Annotated in this window: 17 protein-coding genes; 7 read left to right on the top strand and 10 right to left on the bottom strand. The window is 61.7% G+C overall.

Translation table 11 applies throughout. The features are described 5' to 3' along the window. Positions 1 to 73: 73 nt before the first annotated feature. From T370_RS0101055 to T370_RS0101065, 3 genes are all read right to left on the bottom strand, one after another. Complete coding sequence (locus tag T370_RS0101055; RefSeq protein ID WP_005026204.1) at positions 74 to 637, bottom strand: flavodoxin family protein; 564 nt, start codon at positions 635 to 637, stop codon at positions 74 to 76. An 81-nt stretch (positions 638 to 718) separates the two neighbouring features. Further along, a complete protein-coding gene (locus T370_RS0101060) occupies positions 719 to 1,246 on the bottom strand; it encodes a macro domain-containing protein (RefSeq protein ID WP_029434447.1) in 528 nt (175 codons plus the stop codon). A gap of 349 nt (positions 1,247 to 1,595) precedes the next feature. Further along, positions 1,596 to 2,948, bottom strand: coding sequence for a sodium-dependent transporter (locus tag T370_RS0101065; protein ID WP_029434448.1), 1,353 nt, complete (start codon positions 2,946 to 2,948; stop codon positions 1,596 to 1,598). A 268-nt stretch (positions 2,949 to 3,216) separates the two neighbouring features. On the opposite strand from T370_RS0101065, the gene T370_RS0101070 reads away from it, so the two are divergent. Next, the gene (locus T370_RS0101070; protein ID WP_005026199.1) at positions 3,217 to 3,735 is read left to right on the top strand and encodes a rhodanese-like domain-containing protein; all 519 of its coding nucleotides are present in this window, start codon (positions 3,217 to 3,219) and stop codon (positions 3,733 to 3,735) included. Between the two features lie 353 nt (positions 3,736 to 4,088). Here the strand turns inward: T370_RS0101070 and T370_RS0101075 are convergent, their stop codons facing one another. After that, a complete protein-coding gene (locus T370_RS0101075) occupies positions 4,089 to 4,589 on the bottom strand; it encodes a hypothetical protein (RefSeq protein ID WP_005026197.1) in 501 nt (166 codons plus the stop codon). Positions 4,590 to 4,836: 247 nt separating this feature from the next. Between T370_RS0101075 and T370_RS22520 the strand changes: the two genes are divergently transcribed. From T370_RS22520 to T370_RS0101105, 6 genes are all read left to right on the top strand, one after another. Beyond that, complete coding sequence (locus T370_RS22520) at positions 4,837 to 5,523, top strand: DUF134 domain-containing protein (protein WP_034505472.1); 687 nt, start codon at positions 4,837 to 4,839, stop codon at positions 5,521 to 5,523. Between the two features lie 7 nt (positions 5,524 to 5,530). After that, positions 5,531 to 6,418 carry a 4Fe-4S binding protein gene (locus T370_RS0101085; RefSeq protein ID WP_005026193.1) on the top strand — a complete coding sequence of 296 codons (888 nt, stop codon included), beginning with the start codon at positions 5,531 to 5,533 and terminating at the stop codon, positions 6,416 to 6,418. Then, positions 6,411 to 7,295: an ATP-binding protein gene (locus T370_RS0101090; RefSeq protein WP_005026190.1), complete on the top strand. Its 885-nt coding sequence runs from the start codon at positions 6,411 to 6,413 to the stop codon at positions 7,293 to 7,295. Before T370_RS0101085 ends, T370_RS0101090 begins: the two co-directional genes overlap by 8 nt. Positions 7,296 to 7,349: 54 nt before the next feature. Next, positions 7,350 to 7,730: a NifB/NifX family molybdenum-iron cluster-binding protein gene (locus T370_RS0101095; RefSeq protein ID WP_005026188.1), complete on the top strand. Its 381-nt coding sequence runs from the start codon at positions 7,350 to 7,352 to the stop codon at positions 7,728 to 7,730. A 189-nt stretch (positions 7,731 to 7,919) separates the two neighbouring features. Then, positions 7,920 to 8,279: a response regulator gene (locus T370_RS0101100; protein ID WP_029434450.1), complete on the top strand. Its 360-nt coding sequence runs from the start codon at positions 7,920 to 7,922 to the stop codon at positions 8,277 to 8,279. A gap of 244 nt (positions 8,280 to 8,523) precedes the next feature. Then, positions 8,524 to 10,146: an RNA repair transcriptional activator RtcR family protein gene (locus T370_RS0101105; RefSeq protein ID WP_005026183.1), complete on the top strand. Its 1,623-nt coding sequence runs from the start codon at positions 8,524 to 8,526 to the stop codon at positions 10,144 to 10,146. A 275-nt stretch (positions 10,147 to 10,421) separates the two neighbouring features. Here T370_RS0101105 and T370_RS0101110 read toward each other — a convergent pair whose 3' ends face one another. The 6 genes from T370_RS0101110 to T370_RS0101135 all read right to left on the bottom strand — a co-directional run bounded on the left by T370_RS0101110 (position 10,422) and on the right by T370_RS0101135 (position 17,100). Next, positions 10,422 to 11,048: a LysE family translocator gene (locus T370_RS0101110; RefSeq protein WP_005026181.1), complete on the bottom strand. Its 627-nt coding sequence runs from the start codon at positions 11,046 to 11,048 to the stop codon at positions 10,422 to 10,424. A gap of 230 nt (positions 11,049 to 11,278) precedes the next feature. Then, on the bottom strand, positions 11,279 to 11,881 hold the full coding sequence (locus tag T370_RS0101115) for an indolepyruvate oxidoreductase subunit beta (RefSeq protein ID WP_029434451.1): 603 nt from the start codon (positions 11,879 to 11,881) through the stop codon (positions 11,279 to 11,281). A gap of 13 nt (positions 11,882 to 11,894) precedes the next feature. Further along, a complete protein-coding gene (gene iorA, locus T370_RS0101120) occupies positions 11,895 to 13,763 on the bottom strand; it encodes an indolepyruvate ferredoxin oxidoreductase subunit alpha (protein WP_029434452.1) in 1,869 nt (622 codons plus the stop codon). 111 nt (positions 13,764 to 13,874) lie between these two features. After that, positions 13,875 to 15,107 (bottom strand): MFS transporter, encoded by a 1,233-nt coding sequence (locus T370_RS0101125; protein ID WP_005026175.1) that lies wholly within the window; start codon positions 15,105 to 15,107, stop codon positions 13,875 to 13,877. After that, the gene (gene buk, locus T370_RS0101130; protein WP_029434453.1) at positions 15,104 to 16,177 is read right to left on the bottom strand and encodes a butyrate kinase; all 1,074 of its coding nucleotides are present in this window, start codon (positions 16,175 to 16,177) and stop codon (positions 15,104 to 15,106) included. The genes T370_RS0101125 and buk overlap by 4 nt, the downstream gene beginning before the upstream one ends. A gap of 17 nt (positions 16,178 to 16,194) precedes the next feature. Then, the gene (locus T370_RS0101135; RefSeq protein ID WP_029434454.1) at positions 16,195 to 17,100 is read right to left on the bottom strand and encodes a phosphate acyltransferase; all 906 of its coding nucleotides are present in this window, start codon (positions 17,098 to 17,100) and stop codon (positions 16,195 to 16,197) included. Positions 17,101 to 17,346: the final 246 nt, after the last annotated feature.

Consider the following 17,346-nt stretch of genomic DNA (forward strand, 5'->3'; position numbering starts at 1 on the left):
CGCGTTCCCTGTTGCGGAAATGCGGAGGTATTGCGTCGAGGTCGCTTTTTGTTCGGATAAGAGGGATTGCGTGTCAGGATAAAAGGATACGCCCCAACTCGCGGGCCTCATCGAGAAGTTTCTTGTTGGCGAGGATCGCGCCGGGCTCAAGGGCGGTCCCGTACGCCTGCCCTTTCAGCTCCATGCCCGTATAGCGGCAGATATCCTGAAAACAGCGGATAGCATTGATACAGCCGGAATCGAAGGGATCTTCCCCTTCATAGGCCATCGTCACCGCCAGCTTCTTGCCGCGCAGGCCGCGTTTGCCGCCCCCGACGTCCACGGCGATGCAGCGGTCGATAAACGTCTTGAGCTGACCGGACATGTTGAAATAATAAATAGGGGTAGCCATTACCAGCGCATCGGCGGAAGCGATCAAAGGATACAGATCCGTCATACCGTCGTGCTGCACGCAACCCCTGTCGGAACGGGTGCAGGCGAAACAGCCGTGACAGGGATTGATGTTCCGCTCCACAAGCCGGATGACTTCGGCCTTGCCGCCGTGTTCGGCGGCACCTTCAAGCACGGCCTCGGCCAACAGCCCCGAATTGCTGTTTTGCCGCGGGCTGCTCAGAATACACAGGATATTCTTTCCCATAACACGCTCCTTTGCTGTCCGTTTCACCAAACAGGCATTGTGCCCGGTTGTTCCAGAAGGCAACCCCGTTTAACGCCGCTCTCAGCGTGGAGAAAAAAGCGCCTCTTCCATGCCATCAAACATGGCCTTCGCAGCCGCATCGAACGGCAGGCGGCCCGTTCCCGTACCCATGCCCGGAAAAGCTATGGACGCAAATGCTTGTTCAAGCCCCGCACGCATGGCGGCCCGCGCCGAACGCCTCACGGGATCGCCGTCATGAAGCACGGAAGGCCTGCGCATGGTCGGCGCGGAGATCAGCCACGGGATGCCCGTATGTCCGGTAGGCACGATGAGAGCTTCCCCGACCGGCAGTTCCTCCGCGGGAAGCGTACGGATGATTGCCTGCAACCGGCTTTCCACGCCTTCCCCGAAAACGCGGGTATAGACGCCGTCCACTCCGCCGCGCATAAAACCAAACGAATTCGCCGGGGACACGACCGCATCCACCCTCAAGTCCGTAATGCCTCCCGCCACGACCGAACACAGCGCCGCCAGCCTGGGCCGCCGCTCCAGCTCTTTTTCCCACGCTTCACGCATAGCAGGGTTGATGTCGCATAACAGACATTTCATACCTTTCTCCTATCTGAGGGGAACGATGGCCTGCCGCCCTTTTTTCACGCGCACGGCCCCCAATACGCTTCCGGAAACAGACGCTTGGTGCCCACTCATGATAAAAACTGGCACTTTCCCGATATGCCGTTGAAGTCCACCTTCAACATATTGCCCAAAAACAGGAAACGGCTGCAACCGAAGTTCCGCCCTCGTTGCAACCGTATACCAATCTTACGCAATCAACAATGAAATGTGCCCTTCCCGCACCATCTCCCTACTCGGCAAACCTCTGGAAGGAACGGAAGGAGGGCTTTTCTTCAGAAAAGCCCTCCTTCCACACTCCCCATAGCCTCAAAGCGTATCCGCTCTAGAACACCTTCAATCCGTTCAACAGGATAATAACGATAAGAATAGGAGTGACGTAGCGGCACAGGAACAAGATAGCCTTGGCGCAGGCGAGGTTGTGCAGCGTCCCGCCGTTGGTCAGGGCATCCAGCGCGTCGCTGCGGTTCCAGACGTACCCGACGAACAGGCTCAGAAGCAGGCCGTCCAACGGCAGCATCAGGTTGGAAGACAGGAAATCGTACAGGTCGAACAGGGACAGCCCGAATACGGTAACGTCAGATAGCACACTGGTGGACAAGGTCGCGGGAGCGCCGAGCAGGATCAGCGCAAGGGTCATGAGCACGGTTGCGCGGGGGCGGGAGATGCGGAAGGTTTCGGAAAGCCACGCCACCGGCACTTCAAGCAGGGACAGCATCGCGCCCATTGAAGCTACGGCGGACAGGACAAAAAACAACGTGGTGAAAAGCTGCCCGCCGGGCATGGACGCGAACACGGCGGGGATGGTCAGGAACAGCAGGCTTGTCCCGGCCGTGGGTTCAAAACCGAAGCTGAACACGGCGGGGAACACGGCAATGCCCGCCAAAATGGACACCAGCAGATCGCAGACCATCACGCGGACGGCAAGGAACGGCACATGCGTATCCGACCTGAAATAGCTCCCGTATGTGATCATGCAGCCGAACCCGATGGACATTTTGAAGAAAGCCAGCCCCATCGCCATAAGCACCACCGAGCCGTCGATACGCGAGAAATCGGGCATGAACAGGAACTTCAGGCCTTCCGTCGCGTTGGGCAAGGTCAGGCTGCGTATACAGACCACCACAAGCAGAACGAACAAAAGCGGGATCAGGATGCGGGTGGCTTTTTCAATGCCGCCGGACGCCCCCCGCAGGATGACCGAAGCCGTCAGCCCGAGCACCAGCCATTGCCAGAACAGCGACTTCCACGGGCAGGCGAGCAGGGATGAAAAAGCTTCCTTGGCCACGGCGGGATCCTGCGTGTGCACGCTTCCGGTAAGGGCCTTGGGGATATAGGCGAACACCCAGCCCGCCACATCCGAATAAAAGCTCAGGATCGTCACCGCACCGGCAATGCCCAATCCGCCGATAATCCACCAAAACCGGTTCGAGGACAGCGTCTTGAAAGCCTGATATGCATTGGAGCGCGTCGAACGGCCGATGAGCAGTTCCGCGATCATGAGCGGAAGCCCCACAACCAGCGTGGACAGGATATACACGAGGAGAAACGAAGCGCCGCCGTGCTCGCCCGTCAAGGCGGGGAATTTCCAAATATTGCCCAATCCGACCGATGATCCGAGCGTGGCCGCCAACATGCCAAGGCGTGAAGCAAACAGATCGCGAGAGGTTTCCGCCATAATCAGCTCCGATAAAATAAGGGCGTGTCCTAGAAAGGCAGCCGTGAAAAGAAGGCCCGTGAATATCACGCCGACGGGATTGAGGCAAGAAACAGTGCCATTTCATCCCTTTTCCAGTCCAACAGGCCTGTTATCCGCGAGGCCGGCACAACGGATTCGCCGCGCTCCAGCCTCTCTAGTGCCGTACGCTTTTACAGCGTATTGTGCTACGGGAAAAACACCCCACCCAAGACCAGCCGCCTTATGCAGACGCGGCAAAGGAGTCCCCATGCTTCCAGCCATATCCCCGCAAGAAGCTTTCGAGCGTTTTTCCAAGGGCGAAGCCAGGCTTGTCGACATCCGCGAAACCGACGAGTACACCCAAGAGTTCGTGCCGGGTTCCCGGCTGATCCCGCTCTCGATCATCGCCAAACACCCTCTGAAGGACGCCGACGCCCCGGACAAGCCCATCGTCTTCTTCTGCCATTCGGGCAACCGTACCGCCAACGCTTCCGATCTGCTGGAGCGCCTCGCCGGCGACGTGCAGGCCTATCGTCTTGACGGCGGCATCTCCGGCTGGGAGAAGGCGGGGCTTCCCGTGGAGCATATCTCCTCAACCATCCCTCTGTTCCGTCAGATTCAGATCGCGGCCGGTTCCCTGGTGCTCATCGGCGTCATCGGCAGTGCCTTCTGGCATCCGTTCTTCTGGCTGTCCGCCTTTGTCGGCGCGGGGCTGGTCTTCGCCGGGATTTCCGGGTTCTGCGGCCTCGGCGTGCTGCTTTCGCACATGCCGTGGAACCGGCGTTGAACCGGTTATCCGGAAAATAAAAAACAGCGGTGCCCCAAGGCAGCGATACCCTGTGCGGCGTCTTGCCTGTGTGGGCGAACCGTTTCAGCGGGATAGGCTCTTTCAGCCTACGCGCCTTCTGACCGGGGCTTCTTTTCACCGGGAGAAGCTTTCGACACGGCACACCAATGGCTGGGGGACGGGACAAAAGGGAGCGGCCCAAGCCCGCAGCCCATCCGGTTCCCCACCCCATGCCGCTGTTCCCCGGGATTTGGCCCAAACGCATCAAGCCGTCCATACCCTGTTTTGGGGTACGGGCGGCCTGGTCATTCTATGATTAAGCATATGGCTATCCCCATGCGGGGGCGAGGCGGTTACATATCCGTATCCAGCGTAGTGAGCTGCGCCCTGAGTTCCAATTTTCTGGTATAGTTGGAAAGGAAATGGTGCACGTCTTCACCCTCGGGAACTTTTCCGGCGAGCTGCGCCGCAAGGATTGCCTGTGTGGAACGGGCCATTTTTTCCTCGACTTCGCGGATCTGGCTCAACAGGTTGGCCCGCTGCTTAGCCGTGGCATAGGTTCTCTGGCGGCGCTCAGCGTCGAGGATGATCACATTGTCCTCGACCCGTCTCTGCTCCTCGCCGAACGCCCTAACCAGCGGGGCGATATGAACATCATAGCCATCTTTCCCGAACAGCGTGTTTTCCCGACCATCTTCCCAATAAATGACCCCTTGTCCAGCCACCCATTCGATCTTGTGGATAGCCGGATCGAACATACCGGGATCCAGTTCGAAAGCCATGCCGTTGATCACGACTACATGTTCATGCCCGTGTACGGTGATGATGTCCACGCTGATGTTCTCTCTTTCCATATCAGACCTCACCCGGATCTCCGCCGGGCATTGCTTCTTGTAGCAGTCCGGCCACCCATTGCCAAGAGTTGCGGCATAAAAAACCTCGATCCCCCCTTGAAAAGCCGTTTTTCGACGGCCTGCCGTGTGCGGGCTCCGTTTTCGTCGGGATGAGCAGGGCGGCCCTTTTTTGGGATTTCCCTGCGGCTTTTTCTTGACACGGCCTTTTTCTGAGTTATGCTCATTTGAACATTATTCGGAGATGCACATGGCAAGGCCCAGAAATTGTCGCTACGTCGAACGCAAGCCCCACGTGACCTATTTCAAGCCGCGCGGGATCCCCATGACCGAACTCACGGAAACGCTGTTGACCGTTGAAGGTCTGGAAGCCTTGCGCCTTGCCGATCTGGAAGGGCTCACCACCGGAGAAGGCGCTGAACGGATGCGCGTTTCGCGCCACACCTTCGGCCGCACGCTGGCCGAAGCCCGGCGAGCCGTGGCCGATGCGCTCGTCAACGGACGGGCACTGTGCATCGAAGGCGGGACTTACGCCGTCCTGCCGCCCCAACCCGAGGCGGACAAGCCTCACAAGGAGTTTCACATGCAGAAAGTTGCCGTTTCCAGCGAAGGCCCTTCGCTCGACGATATGGTGGACCCGCGCTTCGGGCGGGCGGGCGGTTTCGTCATCGTGAATCCCGAGACGATGGAAACGTCCTACCTCGACAACGGGGCCTCCCAGACCATGGCGCAGGGCGCGGGCATTGAAACCGCCGAGCGCATGTCCGCCGCGGGCGTGACCGTGGTCCTCAGCGGCTACGTCGGCCCCAAGGCGTTTGAGGCCCTCAAGGCCGCCGGAATCAAGGTTTGTCAGGATCTGGACGGCATGACCGTCCGTGAGGCCGTGGAAAAATACAAAAACGGGGACGCGCCCTTCGCCGACGCGCCCAACAAGTAGGCCCGCCATGCGTATCGCCATCGCCAGCGGCAAGGGCGGCGCGGGCAAGACCACGGTTACGGCGTCGCTCGCGTCGGTCTGGGACCGCCCCTTCATCGCAGTGGACACGGACGTGGAGGCCCCGAACCTGCACCTGTTCCTGCCCCCCGCCGTGGAAGCCTCGGAAACCGTCGGACTGGAAGTCCCCATCCTCGATCCCGAGCGCTGCACCCTGTGCGGAGCCTGCCGCGCCATCTGCCGCTACAAGGCCATCGCCCAGTTCGCTTCGCGCCTCACGATCTTTACGGACATGTGCCACGGCTGCGGCGGCTGTTTCGCCGTTTGCCCCTCCCAAGCCCTTACGCCCGGCAGCCGCGAACTCGGCGTGCTGGATCAGGGGACCGTACTGGAAGGCCGGGGCCGCTTCCTCATGGGGCGCTCCCGCATCGGGGAAGCCATGACCCCGCCGCTCCTGCGCGCCCTGCGTAAAAAACTGGATCTGATGCTCACGGCGATCCCCGCCGACGCCCTCATCGATTCGCCCCCCGGCGTAAGCTGTCCCGCCATGACCGTTGGCCTCGACGCCGACGCCGTCCTGCTGGTGGCCGAGCCCACGCCGTTCGGATTCCACGATTTCCGGCTGGCGCATCAGGCTTTCCGGCAGATCGGAAAGCCCGTGGCCGTAATCATGAACCGGGCCGCCATGCCGGGCAATGCCGAGGGAGACGGCGCGCTGCGCGCGTATTGCGCGGAACAGGGCCTTCGCGTGCTCGGCGAGCTGCCCTTTGATCGCGCCGCCGCCGAAACGTACGCAAAGGGACGCCTCATTGCCGCAACCTCGCCGGAATGGAGGGTGCGGTTCGAATCCCTGCGCGATGCCGTGCTGACGTTCGCCGAAGGAGCCTGTCATGCGTGAGATCGTCGTCATCAGCGGCAAGGGCGGCACGGGCAAAACGTCCGTCTGCGCGAGCCTTGCCCATCTGGCCCAGAACAAGGTCGTCTGCGATCTCGACGTGGACGCGCCCGACATGCACATCCTGCTTGATCCGCAGGTCCACACCCGCGAGGCGTTCGTCTCCGGCAACGAAGCCGTCATCGACAGGGATGCCTGCCGCCGTTGCGGGATCTGTTTCGAGCACTGCCGTTTTGATGCTGTGAAAAAGGACGGAGACGTCTACGGCATCGATCCCCTGCGCTGTGAGGGCTGCGGCGTGTGCGTGGCGCTCTGCCCGGCCAAGGCCATCGCCTTTCCCGAAAAGGAGTGCGGCGAGTGGTATGTCAGCGACACGCGCTTCGGCCCGTTCGTCCACGCGCAGCTCTATCCCGGACAGGAAAATTCCGGGCGGCTCGTGACCCTGCTCAAACAGCAGGCCCGCGAGCTCGCCAAACGGCAAGGGCTTGATCTCGTCATTTGCGACGGTTCGCCGGGCGTGGGATGCCCGGTCATCAGCTCGCTCTCCGGCGCGAGCCTCGCCGTGGCTGTGGTGGAGCCCACGCCTTCGGGCCGTCACGACTTCGAGCGCGTCGCGGCCCTGTGCGACCACTTCCGCATCCCGGTCGCGGTCCTCATCAACAAGGCGGACCTCAACCATGAGGAAGTACAGGCCATTACCCGGCTTGCCGACGACAAGGGCTACACCGTCGTGGGAGCACTGCCCTTTGATCCGGCGGTAACGGGAGCCATGATCCGGCGCAAGGCGCTGACCGAGACGGATTCGCCGCTCGCGTCCACGCTCTCCGCCATCTGGGGCCGTATCCGCGAACTGGCTTACGCACCTCGAAAGCGCGGCTGATCCGCCCTGCGGCAGCGGCGTTTGCCAATACTTTAACCAACAGGAGTCAATCCAATGAGCACGTCTACTCTCGCTATCCCTTCCGCACTTCCCGGTGGCCTTGAAGCCGGTATGGGTATGCATTTCGGCCACTGCGACATCTATACCATCGTGCAGATCGAGGACGGCGCGATCAAATCCGTGGGCACCCTGCCCAACGTGCCCCACCAGCAGGGCGGCTGCCTCGCCCCTGTGCAGCATCTTGCCTCACACGGCGTAACCGCGCTCCTCGCCGGTGGCATGGGTATGCGTCCGCTCATGGGCTTCCAGCAGGCGGGCGTTTCCGTCTACTATGCGGGCAATTATCCCACCGTCGGTTTGGCCGTGCAGGCGTTCCTCGACGGCAAGCTCCCCGCCTTCTCCACCGAATTCACCTGCGGCGGCGGGAATCACTAGGGCATTGGGAATTGGAGGGGGTGCGGGAGATCCTTTCTCCGGAAAGGTTCTCCCGCACCCCCTCCAAACCTCCCCCCCACCCTCTCCAAAGACTTTCGCGCTTATCGAATCCCTGTCCGCAGTTTTCCCGGGAATCGAAGAAGGGAAGATCCCCTTTACCATTATTGTTGCATTGTATGAGGAATCATTATGGAACTGCTGCTCGTCACGCCTCGCCCCGAAGTCTGGAATGAATGCCTGCCGGTGTTTCAGCGCGGGGGCAACACGCTCCAACAGGCCGCATCGCTGGAAGATGCCGCGCCGATCATCCGCCACACGCCGCCCGTTCTCGCTATCCTCGATCTGGAGCTTGAAGGAAAGGCTCTCCGTCAGGCCGTCATCGACATCATGATGATCAACGCCAGCGTCCACACCGCCGTCGTCAGCGACATGGACCCCGACGAATTCCACGAAGCCACGGAAGGGCTCGGCATCCTCATGCCCCTGCCCACTTCCCCCAAGGCCGACGATGCCGAACGCCTCCTCAAGGCTCTTGCCGGGGTCATGTAGGGTCGCCGTACCGCGCCCCCTATGGCGAAACGCCTTGTGAGGGGCATGCGCCTTCGGCTCCGCTGGAGCGGAGGGCGCTTCTCCGTTGGGAAGAGTACGAACATCAGCTTATTGCCGTTTCCGCTCCGACCAGACGGGACCTCTTTGAACCCGATTCATATCCGCCTTGAATACCAAAGGGATGGACAGCACGCCCACGTGCTGGTAACCAAAGGGGAAACTCCGTATCCGGGCGGGAGGGCACATGCGTTCCATCGTATTCAGCACGGTTTCCCATCTAGATATGTACACCGGCGAAGATCGGAAAGACCGCTGGCGCCCTCTGCTGGAGCTGCTGCGCATTCACGACTTCAAGGTGGACAGGCTGTATTTCTTCATCAGCCACCTGTACCGGCACATCGTCCCCACGCTGGTCAAGGACATGAACAACGTCTGCCCGGAGACCGAGATTGTCCCCGTGATCACCAACCTCAACGGCGTGCTCACCTACGAGGACATCGCCCCGGCCTACAAGGTGTTCAGCGCCTACTTTGAACAATACCGCTTCGATCTGAGCAACGAGCGGTATTTTTTTCATCTGGGGCCGGGCAACCTGTTCCAACATGCGCTCATGCTGATCATGCTGTTCCACTTCAAGCGCCTGCCCTTCCAGATGCTCCGTCTGGCCCCCAACCCGGAAAAGCCGGGCGACATCATCATGGAGATCTACGAGGGGGATATCCGCAAGTGGATCGCCAGCATCGCGGATTCGGAAAAACGCAATGTCGCGGCCCAGACATTCCTCAAGTCGTGCATCGAAACCCGAAACCCCGTATTCAACAAGCTGATCGAAGAAATGGAGCATGTGGCCACCCACTCCACCGCGCCCGTCCTGCTTTCCGGCCCCACCGGCTCCGGCAAATCCCATCTTGCCAGAAAAATTTACGAACTCCGCTACAATAAAGGACTAGTCCCGGGTTCCTTCGTCGAAGTGAACTGCGCGACACTGCAGGGCGAAAGCGTGCTTTCCAACCTGTTCGGCCATGTGCGCGGCTCCTTTACCGGCGCGACGACAGTGCGTCAGGGGCTGCTCAAGACGGCGCATGAAGGCATCCTCTTCCTTGACGAAATCGCGGAGATCCCGCTCCAGATACAGGTGATCCTCCTCAAGGCCATCGAAGAGAAAAAATTCTACCCCTTCGGATCGGATACGCCGGTACACAGCGACTTTCAGCTTATCTGCGGCACGAACCGGGATCTTGCCGAAGAAGTCCGGCAGGGGCGCTTCCGCCTCGACTTGTTGTCACGCATCAACATGTGGCATTTCCGGCTTCCCGCACTCAGGGAACGGTTGGAGGACATCGAGCCGAACATCAACTACGAACTTGACCGCCACACGCGGCTGAAAGGCTTCAAGGCGGATTTCCTGCCCGAAGCGCGGGAACGCTATCTGAACTTCGCCATGTCGCCCGAAGCCATCTGGCCGGGGAACTTCCGCGACTTGTCCTCGTCCATCGAACGGATGCAGAGCTACGCCCTCGGCGGCATCATCAACGAGGAGCTTGTGGAGGAGGAGATCATCCGGCTGCGTGCGATATGGCATACCCCGGCCCTCGCCGAGCTTCCCGCCCCGAAACAGGGGGCCCCGCTGCTGTCAAGGCTGTTCACCCCCTCCCAGCTTGATCAGATGGATCTGTTCGACAAGATACAGCTGGAAAACGTCATCAGGGTATGCTGTGACTGCTCCACACGCACGGAGGCCGGACGTAAACTGTTCGGCGTTTCGCGTGGCCGAAAAAAACATGCCGACGATACGACCCGGCTCAACAAGTATCTCAAATCGCAAGGCGTCACATGGGAGCAGATCCAGTCGTTGCGGTACCGCTGACCCGGACGGCTTGCGCGGGCATTGTTCCCGAGGCCTAAAAAAGTTGCGGCAAGGCACGGGAACCGCTTCCGTGATGCGGGGATACCTTCCATGACACGAGCGGCAAGGCAATCAGGGCGGGAGGCAATCTTCTCAGCAGGAGGATGCTTCCCGCCTTTTGGCTGGAACGGGGAAGTTGCCCGGCGGCCCTCCATGAAAGGGGTCTTTGTAGCGGAAGGGGTATCTTCCTTTACGGAAGGCCGTCGGGGTATGGGGGGGAAGTATCGGGGGAGCGATCAACGGGAAGAGACAAGCAGCATGACCGCCAGCCCGGTGAAAACGCAACCGGCGGCACGGTTCAGGAACAGCTGCCCCTTGACGGAACTGTTGAAACGCCCGGCGACCCGCCCCGCAAGCAGTGACACGCAACCAAAGACCAGCAGCGTGGCAAGCTGGAACAGCGCGCCAAGGGCAATGATCTGCGCCGTAAGGCCGCCCCGCGCGGGATCGGCGAACTGAGGCAGGAAAGCAAGGAAGAACAGCGTCACCTTGGGGTTGGTGATATTCATGATCACCCCTCTCCGGTACAGCGTGCCGTATCCGGGGAATTGCGCCTTCTGGAGCGAAGCCTTTGAGGTTCCGCTGCGGAAAGAGAGCCACGCCAGATACAGCAGATAGGCGGCCCCCGCGAATTTCAGCACATTGAACGCCGTTTCCGAACTCTGGAACAGAGCGGCGACCCCAAGCGATACGGCGGTGATATGTACGAACAGACCGGTGATCAGCCCGCAGGTTGTGGCGAACCCCGCACGCGCGCCGTACAGCGCCGATTGCGTCAGCACAAAAAGGATGTCCGGTCCGGGGGCGAGCCCCATGACCACCGATGCAACAAAAAAAGCCCCTAGCGTTTCAACTGGCGGCATAGCCTTTCCTTTACTTGCTCAGGCGGGAAAAATTCCGCCCTCTTCTCTTCAGGCGAGGTGTTGCGGGATTCTAGGGTTCCAGTGTTTTCCGGCCCGTGCCGGTCGCCCCGTGTAATGCCGGACAGCGAACCTTCAGGTGGAAAACACAGCCGGACAATCAAAGACCACCCGCAACACATCTCGTGAAAGCCGGGAGGAGAGCCTCCCCCCGGCGGATTTTACAGAGCGGATCAGTCCTTCGCCGTTTCCTCGGAAGCGGCCTTGAAACCGCGCTCGAAGCAGTTCAGGTTGCTTTCCACAAAGGCGGGCTTGCCGTTCTTGCGGATCGCCTCCATCTGGCTCTCCTTCGTAAGCGGCATGTCCGCGGCCCCGTACAGCGCACCGAGCATGACCATGTTCAGGCCGAGCGGGTTGCCCGCTTCCAGCGATTCCTTGCGGGCGTCGAACGCGATCACGCGGCCCACTTTGGCGCGCAGGCAGGCAAGCAGCTCATCGACGGGGGGATATGCCGCCGAACCGCCGGGAATGAACGGCACCACAGGCGCGGTGTTGGTGATCACGATGGTGTCGGCATTGGCCTTGCTCAGGGCGCGCACGGCTTCCATCGGCTCGAAGGCCAGCAGGATGTCCGCGCAGTTGTCGGAAATGGTGGGGCTCTGCGCGCCGCCGAGCACGACCGTGGACTCCACCACGCCGCCGCGCTGGGCCATGCCGTGGGTTTCGCTCATGAGGACGGGCACGCCCATGCTCAGAGCGGCCTCGCCGATCATTTTGGAGGCCAACACGTTGCCTTGCCCTCCCACGCCCACAATATAGATTCTCAAGGTATTCATGACGGCTCCTTACTTATTTTTGGGGACGGATCGCATTGTTCGGGCAAACTTGGGCACATACGGCGCAGCCGATGCACTGGACGGGATCGATGGACACATTGCCGTCCCGAAGCTGGAAGGCCGGACAGCCGAACGTGTCCACACAGGTATGGCAGTTGACGCAGCGTTCCCCGTCGATGCCGAACACGGGTTTCTTGGCCTTGGACAGGCGGCGCATGTGCAGCGGGCAGGGTTCGCGGCAAATGATCACGGAAACGCCGTCGTGATTCAGCGCGGCGCGGGTCGCTTCCGCCACCTTCTTAAGGTTGGTGGGCCGGACGGTCTGGATGTGCTCCACGCCGAGCGCCCTGATGACGGCTTCCATGTCGATGCTGGTCAGCGGAGGCGTGCCCGGAGCCTGCGGCAGGGACGCGTCGCGGCCCGGTGAAGGCTGATGCCCGGTCATGGCCGTAACCATGTTGTCGAGGACGACCAGCACGAAGCGGTGGTGGTTGTAGACAGCGTTGGCGATCCCGGTCAAACCGGAGTGGAACAGCGTGCTGTCGCCGATGAAGCCGACGATGCGCTGTTCCGCCCCGACCGCCAGTTCCAGACCGGCGGGCATGGAGGCCGCCGCGCCCATGCACACGCCGATGTCGGCCATGCGCAAGGGCGGCATGAATCCGAGGGAGTAACACCCGATGTCCGTGGCGAAGATGACGTCCCGGCCTTCGCAGCCGAGTTTCACGCCATAGTAGGACATGCGGTGAGGACAGCCCGCACACAGGGACGGAGGACGGTTGACCAGCTGCGGGGCATCCGTGAGATCCAGCGGCGCGGGGGTCACGTCGGCGACGCCGAAGGCTTCGGCTACGGCGGCGCTCACACGGGCGGGGGTATATTCGTACAGCGTGGAAAGGTCGGAGGTTCCCTTGCCGAGGATGGTCAGGGTTAGGCCGTTCTTCTGCGCCATCGCGCGGAGGGCTTCCTCAACCAGCGGCTCCAGCTCCTCAAGCACAAGCACCGTATCCTTGCCGCGCAGGAATTCCAGCAGGGCGTTTTCAGGCAGAGGCCACGCCATGCCGAGGCGGAACACGCCCACGGTATCCGAAAGGCCGCATTCCTTCACGGCATCAAGCACATAGTTGACCGCGGCACTGCTGGCGACCACGCCGAGGCGCGTATCCGCCGGGCCTTCCACACGGTTGAACGGGCTGGCGTCGCTCACCGGAACCAGGCTGCGCATACGCTCGACCAGACGCTTGTGATGGCGCACGGCATTGCCCGGCAGCGGCACGAACGCGTAATCCTTTTCATAGTGGCGCGGCCCAGCCTTGGGACGGATGTCGCCAAGCTCCACCACGCCGCGGCTGTGCGCCACGCGGGTAGTCGCCCGAACCATCACGGGCATCCCCATTTGCGCCGAAAGTGCGAACGCCGCCACGGTCATATCCTTCATTTCCTGCGCGGTGGCGGGTTCGAAGCAGGGAAGCCCGAACAGGCGGGCATACTGCCGATTATCCTGCTCGTTCTGGCTGGAGAACATGCTCGGGTCGTCGGCGCTGTACACCACGAGGCTCCCGCGGACGCCGAGATACGTCAACGTGCCGAGCGGATCGGAGGCGACGTTGAGGCCGACGTGCTTCATGGCGGTCAGACAGTTCAGGCCGCCCATGGACGCGCCCGCAACGGCTTCCATCGCCACTTTCTCGTTGGTGGCGAAATCCATGCGGAAACCGCCCGCACCCTGCAATTCGTACAGCAGGTTGCTCACTTCCGAGGAAGGGGTGCCGGGATAGCAGCTCGCGTAGTCGAGCCCGGCTTCATACGCGCCCCGCACGAGCGCCTCGTTGCCCATGAGCAACGCCTTTTTGCCGATTTCACGTTCGAGAAGCACTGACATAACGTCTCCTTTATCGTGTTGATTCCATACATAGTGTTATGGGGTTCCGCCTGCGGCTGCCTGCGCCCTTTCGAGGCGCGGAGGCCTTCGCCGCCGACCTCCTTCCACCCATCAACCATTCTGAGAAGAAAGGGAGGCGGGGGAAGGGCAGCCCTCCCGTGCAACCGATTCTCTCTTATGGGCCTTTTCCCTGAGCACAACCGCCGGGGCGACGCCCAGCAGGGTTATGGCCGCAGCCACATAAAGGGCCACGAGGTAATCTCCGGACCATGCCCGGATCAGGCCGCCGATGAACGGCCCGCACACCGAGGCGACCATGAGCGGGCTCGTGCTGAACCCGTAGTTCACCCCGAAGTGGCGCGGCCCGAAAAAGGCCATGATCAAAGCCGCAAGCTGGGGAATGGTCCCGCCGAACGCCAGCGCCACCGGAACCGCCGCAATCAGGAAGCCCGCCATGCCGAACCGGGACGGCAGCACCGCCAGCAGCACCAGCCCGCATCCCATGAACACGGCGTCCAGCCCCATGCCCCACGCCCGGCCGAACCGATCGTGGACGTATCCGAAGAACAACCGGCCCACGCCGTTCGCTATCGCGTACACGCCCATGCCGAGCCCGGCCTGAGCCGCGGTCAGCCCGCATTCCAGCGCATAGGGAACGATGTGCCCGATGATCATCAGCCCGCCGATCTGGATCGTCAGCATCCAGCCCCAGATCATCCAGTAGGACGGCGTATGGAGCATGTCCCGCAGGCCGACGCCGTCGCCCTCTTCCTTGCCGGGAGCCGCTTCGGGCATACGCAGGAACAGTGAGCCGAGCACAATGATGCCAAGGAAGAGCACCGCCAGCGCCATGAACGTGCTGGAAACGCCCACCTTGCCGATGAGCCAGCCCGCGCCGACCGTCCCGAACAGGAGCGTGCCGAGCGCAAGGGCCATCGTCAGCAGGCCGCTCACCAGCCCCTTGCGCTCAGGATACCAGCGCAGGCATACGGCGGCGGGGACAAGGTTCACGATGCCGATGCCGAACCCGGACACCACCCCGTAGCTGAGGTAGAGGCCGATCACGGAGTCGATGCGCGACGCCCACAACAGCCCGACGCACAGCAACGCGCCGCCGATCTGCACCGCACGGGCGGGCCCGAACCGGAGAAGCTTTCCCCCGGCGAACATGCCGAGTGAGAAGAAGGTGATCATGAAAGTGAAGGTCAGGGACGTCTCGGGACGCTGCCAACCAAAAGCCTGTTCCAACGGGACCACGAAAATCGACCACGCATACAGAACGCCGCAGACCGTGCACAGCACAAGCCCCGCCAACAGGATGATCAGACGGCTCGGCGTTTTCATGATGCCTCCGTCCGCTCCGCAAAGGTATGCGCTTCTTCTTCGCCGCGCAGGACGCGCAGCACGCCGAGGGCGAGGGATTCCATCTCGTTTTCGCCGGGCAGCACATGCACCGGAGCGAGGAAGGACACACGCTCCGCCACCCAGTCCGTGAGCATCCGGGAGCGGGCGACGCCGCCCGTAAGCAGAATGGCGTCGAGGCGGCCCCGTGTCACCACGGCGAGCTTGCCGATATTTTTCGCCAGATTGTGGGCCATGGCCTCGTAAACCAGCGCGGCCTTCCCGTCACCCTCGTGGATGCGGCGCTCGATTTCCCGCGCGTCGGACGTCCCGAACCAGTCCATCAGCCCCCCCTTCCGCTGCATCCGGCGCATCATCTCGGGGAAGGTGACGCCGTCCTGCGTCGCCATTTCCGCAAGCTGGAAGCACGGCAAGCCGCCGGAACGCTCGGGCGCGAACGGCCCTTCATCGTCGGAAATCATATCCACGACACGCCCGCCCACATGCAGGGAAAGGGTGATCCCCCCGCCCATGTGCGCGACAATCAAGGATAGATTGGGGTATTTCGCATTGTTCTGCGTGGCGTAGCGCAACGCGCAGGCCCGCATGTTGAGCATGTGCCCCACGCTCTTGCGCTCTATGGACGAAAACCCGGTGATGCGGGCGATGGGATCCATTTCGTCCACGGTGACGGGATCATAGATGAACGCCGGGATGCCGAGCGGCCTCGCCACAGCGTCCGCAAGCACGGCCCCAAGATTCGAGGCATGTTGCATGACCGGACGGTGGCGCAGCACGTCGAGCATGGCATCATTGACACGATACGCCCCGGAACGCACCGGCGGCAGCAGCCCACCCCGCCCCACACAAGCGTGCAGGGACGCGGGATCAATGCCTTTTTCCGTCAATACGTCGAGCAGCAGGCGGTGGCGCAGCTCAAACTGCTCCATGACCGCCGGGGACAGTTTGGCGGTATCGTGGTCGCGGCTTTCCACAAACAGCGGGGCCTCGTCCTCGTACACGGCGATTTTGGTCGAGGTGGACCCCGGGTTGATCACAAGAATGCGAAACATGCTGACCTCACAGGCAATTAGGCGTTCCGGGCGGCGAGGCATCCCAACGCGGTGGCATACAGTTTGGCGGACGGCGGCTCCGAGCGCGAAGTCATGACCACGGGCGCGGCTGCCCCGAGGATGAGCCCGGCCACCTGACTGCCCTTGAGGAAGTGCAGCAGCCCCTTGATCGTCACGTTGCCCACTTCCATGATCGGCATGAGGAAAATATCGGCGTCGCCGGAAACCCGGCTTTCGATGCCCTTGTGCAGGGCGGATTCGCGGTTCAGGGCCACGTCCATGGCAATAGGGCCTTCAACGATGCATTGCGTGGGGAACTCGCCCCGTTCCCATGCCTCGACCAGCCCGGCGGCGTCGATGGTCGCGGGATTATGCGGATCGACGCGCTCGTTGGCGGCGAGGCAGGCGACCTTGGGGCATTCGTAGCCCCACGAGCGCAGAGCCAGCAGCGCGTTGGCGAGGATGTCCTTCTTGGCGGCAAGGTCGGGATTGATGTTCATCCCGCCGTCGGTACTGTAAATGAGCTTGTGATAGCCCGGCAGTTCCACGGCGGCGATGTGCGACAGCCTCCGGCCCGTGCGCAGCCCTTCTTCCTTGTTCAGCACACCGCGCAGGAAGTCCGAAGAGTTGAGCATACCCTTCATGAGTACCCCGGATTCCCCGCCGCGCACCGAGCGCACGGCCTCCCGCAGCGCCGTCGCGGGATCGGCGGCATGGCGGAGTTCGGCCCGGCCTTCGATGCCCGCCTGTTCAACCAACGGGCGTACAACCGCCTCATCACCGTACAGGATAACGTCGGCCAGCCCTTTATCCAGAGCCATGCGCGCGGCTTCCACGGTTTCACTGTCCGCGTTCGCCACGCACACCACTGTCCGGGGCATGGCCTTCACCTTGTCGATCAGTTCCGAAAAATGTTGCAGCATGAAAAGGCTCCTGTGGAAGAAAGCGGGAATACGGGAAAAGGAATGCTCTTTGAGAACGGCGTTCCGCCCTCCTCCCTGCGTCCCTTCCCCCACCGTCCAAAACGATTCGGGCGACGGGGCCTGGACAAAAACTTTCTTTGTAATTTATTGTTTTTATTAATTATTTTATCTTAACAAAGGGTACAAAGCTCCTACCCTCCCCAAAAAGGAGGGAACAAACAGCGAGACACCGGCCCACAAAGGGGA

It is taken from the genome of Bilophila wadsworthia ATCC 49260 (assembly GCF_000701705.1).
Classification (GTDB): Bacteria; Desulfobacterota; Desulfovibrionia; order Desulfovibrionales; family Desulfovibrionaceae; genus Bilophila; species Bilophila wadsworthia.

Coding starts and splice junctions, on each gene's coding strand:
- T370_RS0101090 (WP_005026190.1), top strand. CDS start 6,411: ATGCGTGAGATCGTCGTCATCAGCGGCAAGGGCGGCACGGGCAAAACG.
- T370_RS0101055 (WP_005026204.1), bottom strand. CDS start 637: ATGGGAAAGAATATCCTGTGTATTCTGAGCAGCCCGCGGCAAAACAGC.
- T370_RS0101105 (WP_005026183.1), top strand. CDS start 8,524: ATGCGTTCCATCGTATTCAGCACGGTTTCCCATCTAGATATGTACACC.
- buk (WP_029434453.1), bottom strand. CDS start 16,177: ATGTTTCGCATTCTTGTGATCAACCCGGGGTCCACCTCGACCAAAATC.
- T370_RS0101075 (WP_005026197.1), bottom strand. CDS start 4,589: ATGGAAAGAGAGAACATCAGCGTGGACATCATCACCGTACACGGGCAT.
- T370_RS0101125 (WP_005026175.1), bottom strand. CDS start 15,107: ATGAAAACGCCGAGCCGTCTGATCATCCTGTTGGCGGGGCTTGTGCTG.
- T370_RS0101095 (WP_005026188.1), top strand. CDS start 7,350: ATGAGCACGTCTACTCTCGCTATCCCTTCCGCACTTCCCGGTGGCCTT.
- T370_RS0101115 (WP_029434451.1), bottom strand. CDS start 11,881: ATGAATACCTTGAGAATCTATATTGTGGGCGTGGGAGGGCAAGGCAAC.
- T370_RS0101100 (WP_029434450.1), top strand. CDS start 7,920: ATGGAACTGCTGCTCGTCACGCCTCGCCCCGAAGTCTGGAATGAATGC.
- T370_RS0101070 (WP_005026199.1), top strand. CDS start 3,217: ATGCTTCCAGCCATATCCCCGCAAGAAGCTTTCGAGCGTTTTTCCAAG.
- T370_RS0101060 (WP_029434447.1), bottom strand. CDS start 1,246: ATGAAATGTCTGTTATGCGACATCAACCCTGCTATGCGTGAAGCGTGG.
- T370_RS0101065 (WP_029434448.1), bottom strand. CDS start 2,948: ATGGCGGAAACCTCTCGCGATCTGTTTGCTTCACGCCTTGGCATGTTG.
- T370_RS0101110 (WP_005026181.1), bottom strand. CDS start 11,048: ATGCCGCCAGTTGAAACGCTAGGGGCTTTTTTTGTTGCATCGGTGGTC.
- T370_RS22520 (WP_034505472.1), top strand. CDS start 4,837: ATGGCAAGGCCCAGAAATTGTCGCTACGTCGAACGCAAGCCCCACGTG.
- T370_RS0101135 (WP_029434454.1), bottom strand. CDS start 17,100: ATGCTGCAACATTTTTCGGAACTGATCGACAAGGTGAAGGCCATGCCC.
- T370_RS0101085 (WP_005026193.1), top strand. CDS start 5,531: ATGCGTATCGCCATCGCCAGCGGCAAGGGCGGCGCGGGCAAGACCACG.
- iorA (WP_029434452.1), bottom strand. CDS start 13,763: ATGTCAGTGCTTCTCGAACGTGAAATCGGCAAAAAGGCGTTGCTCATG.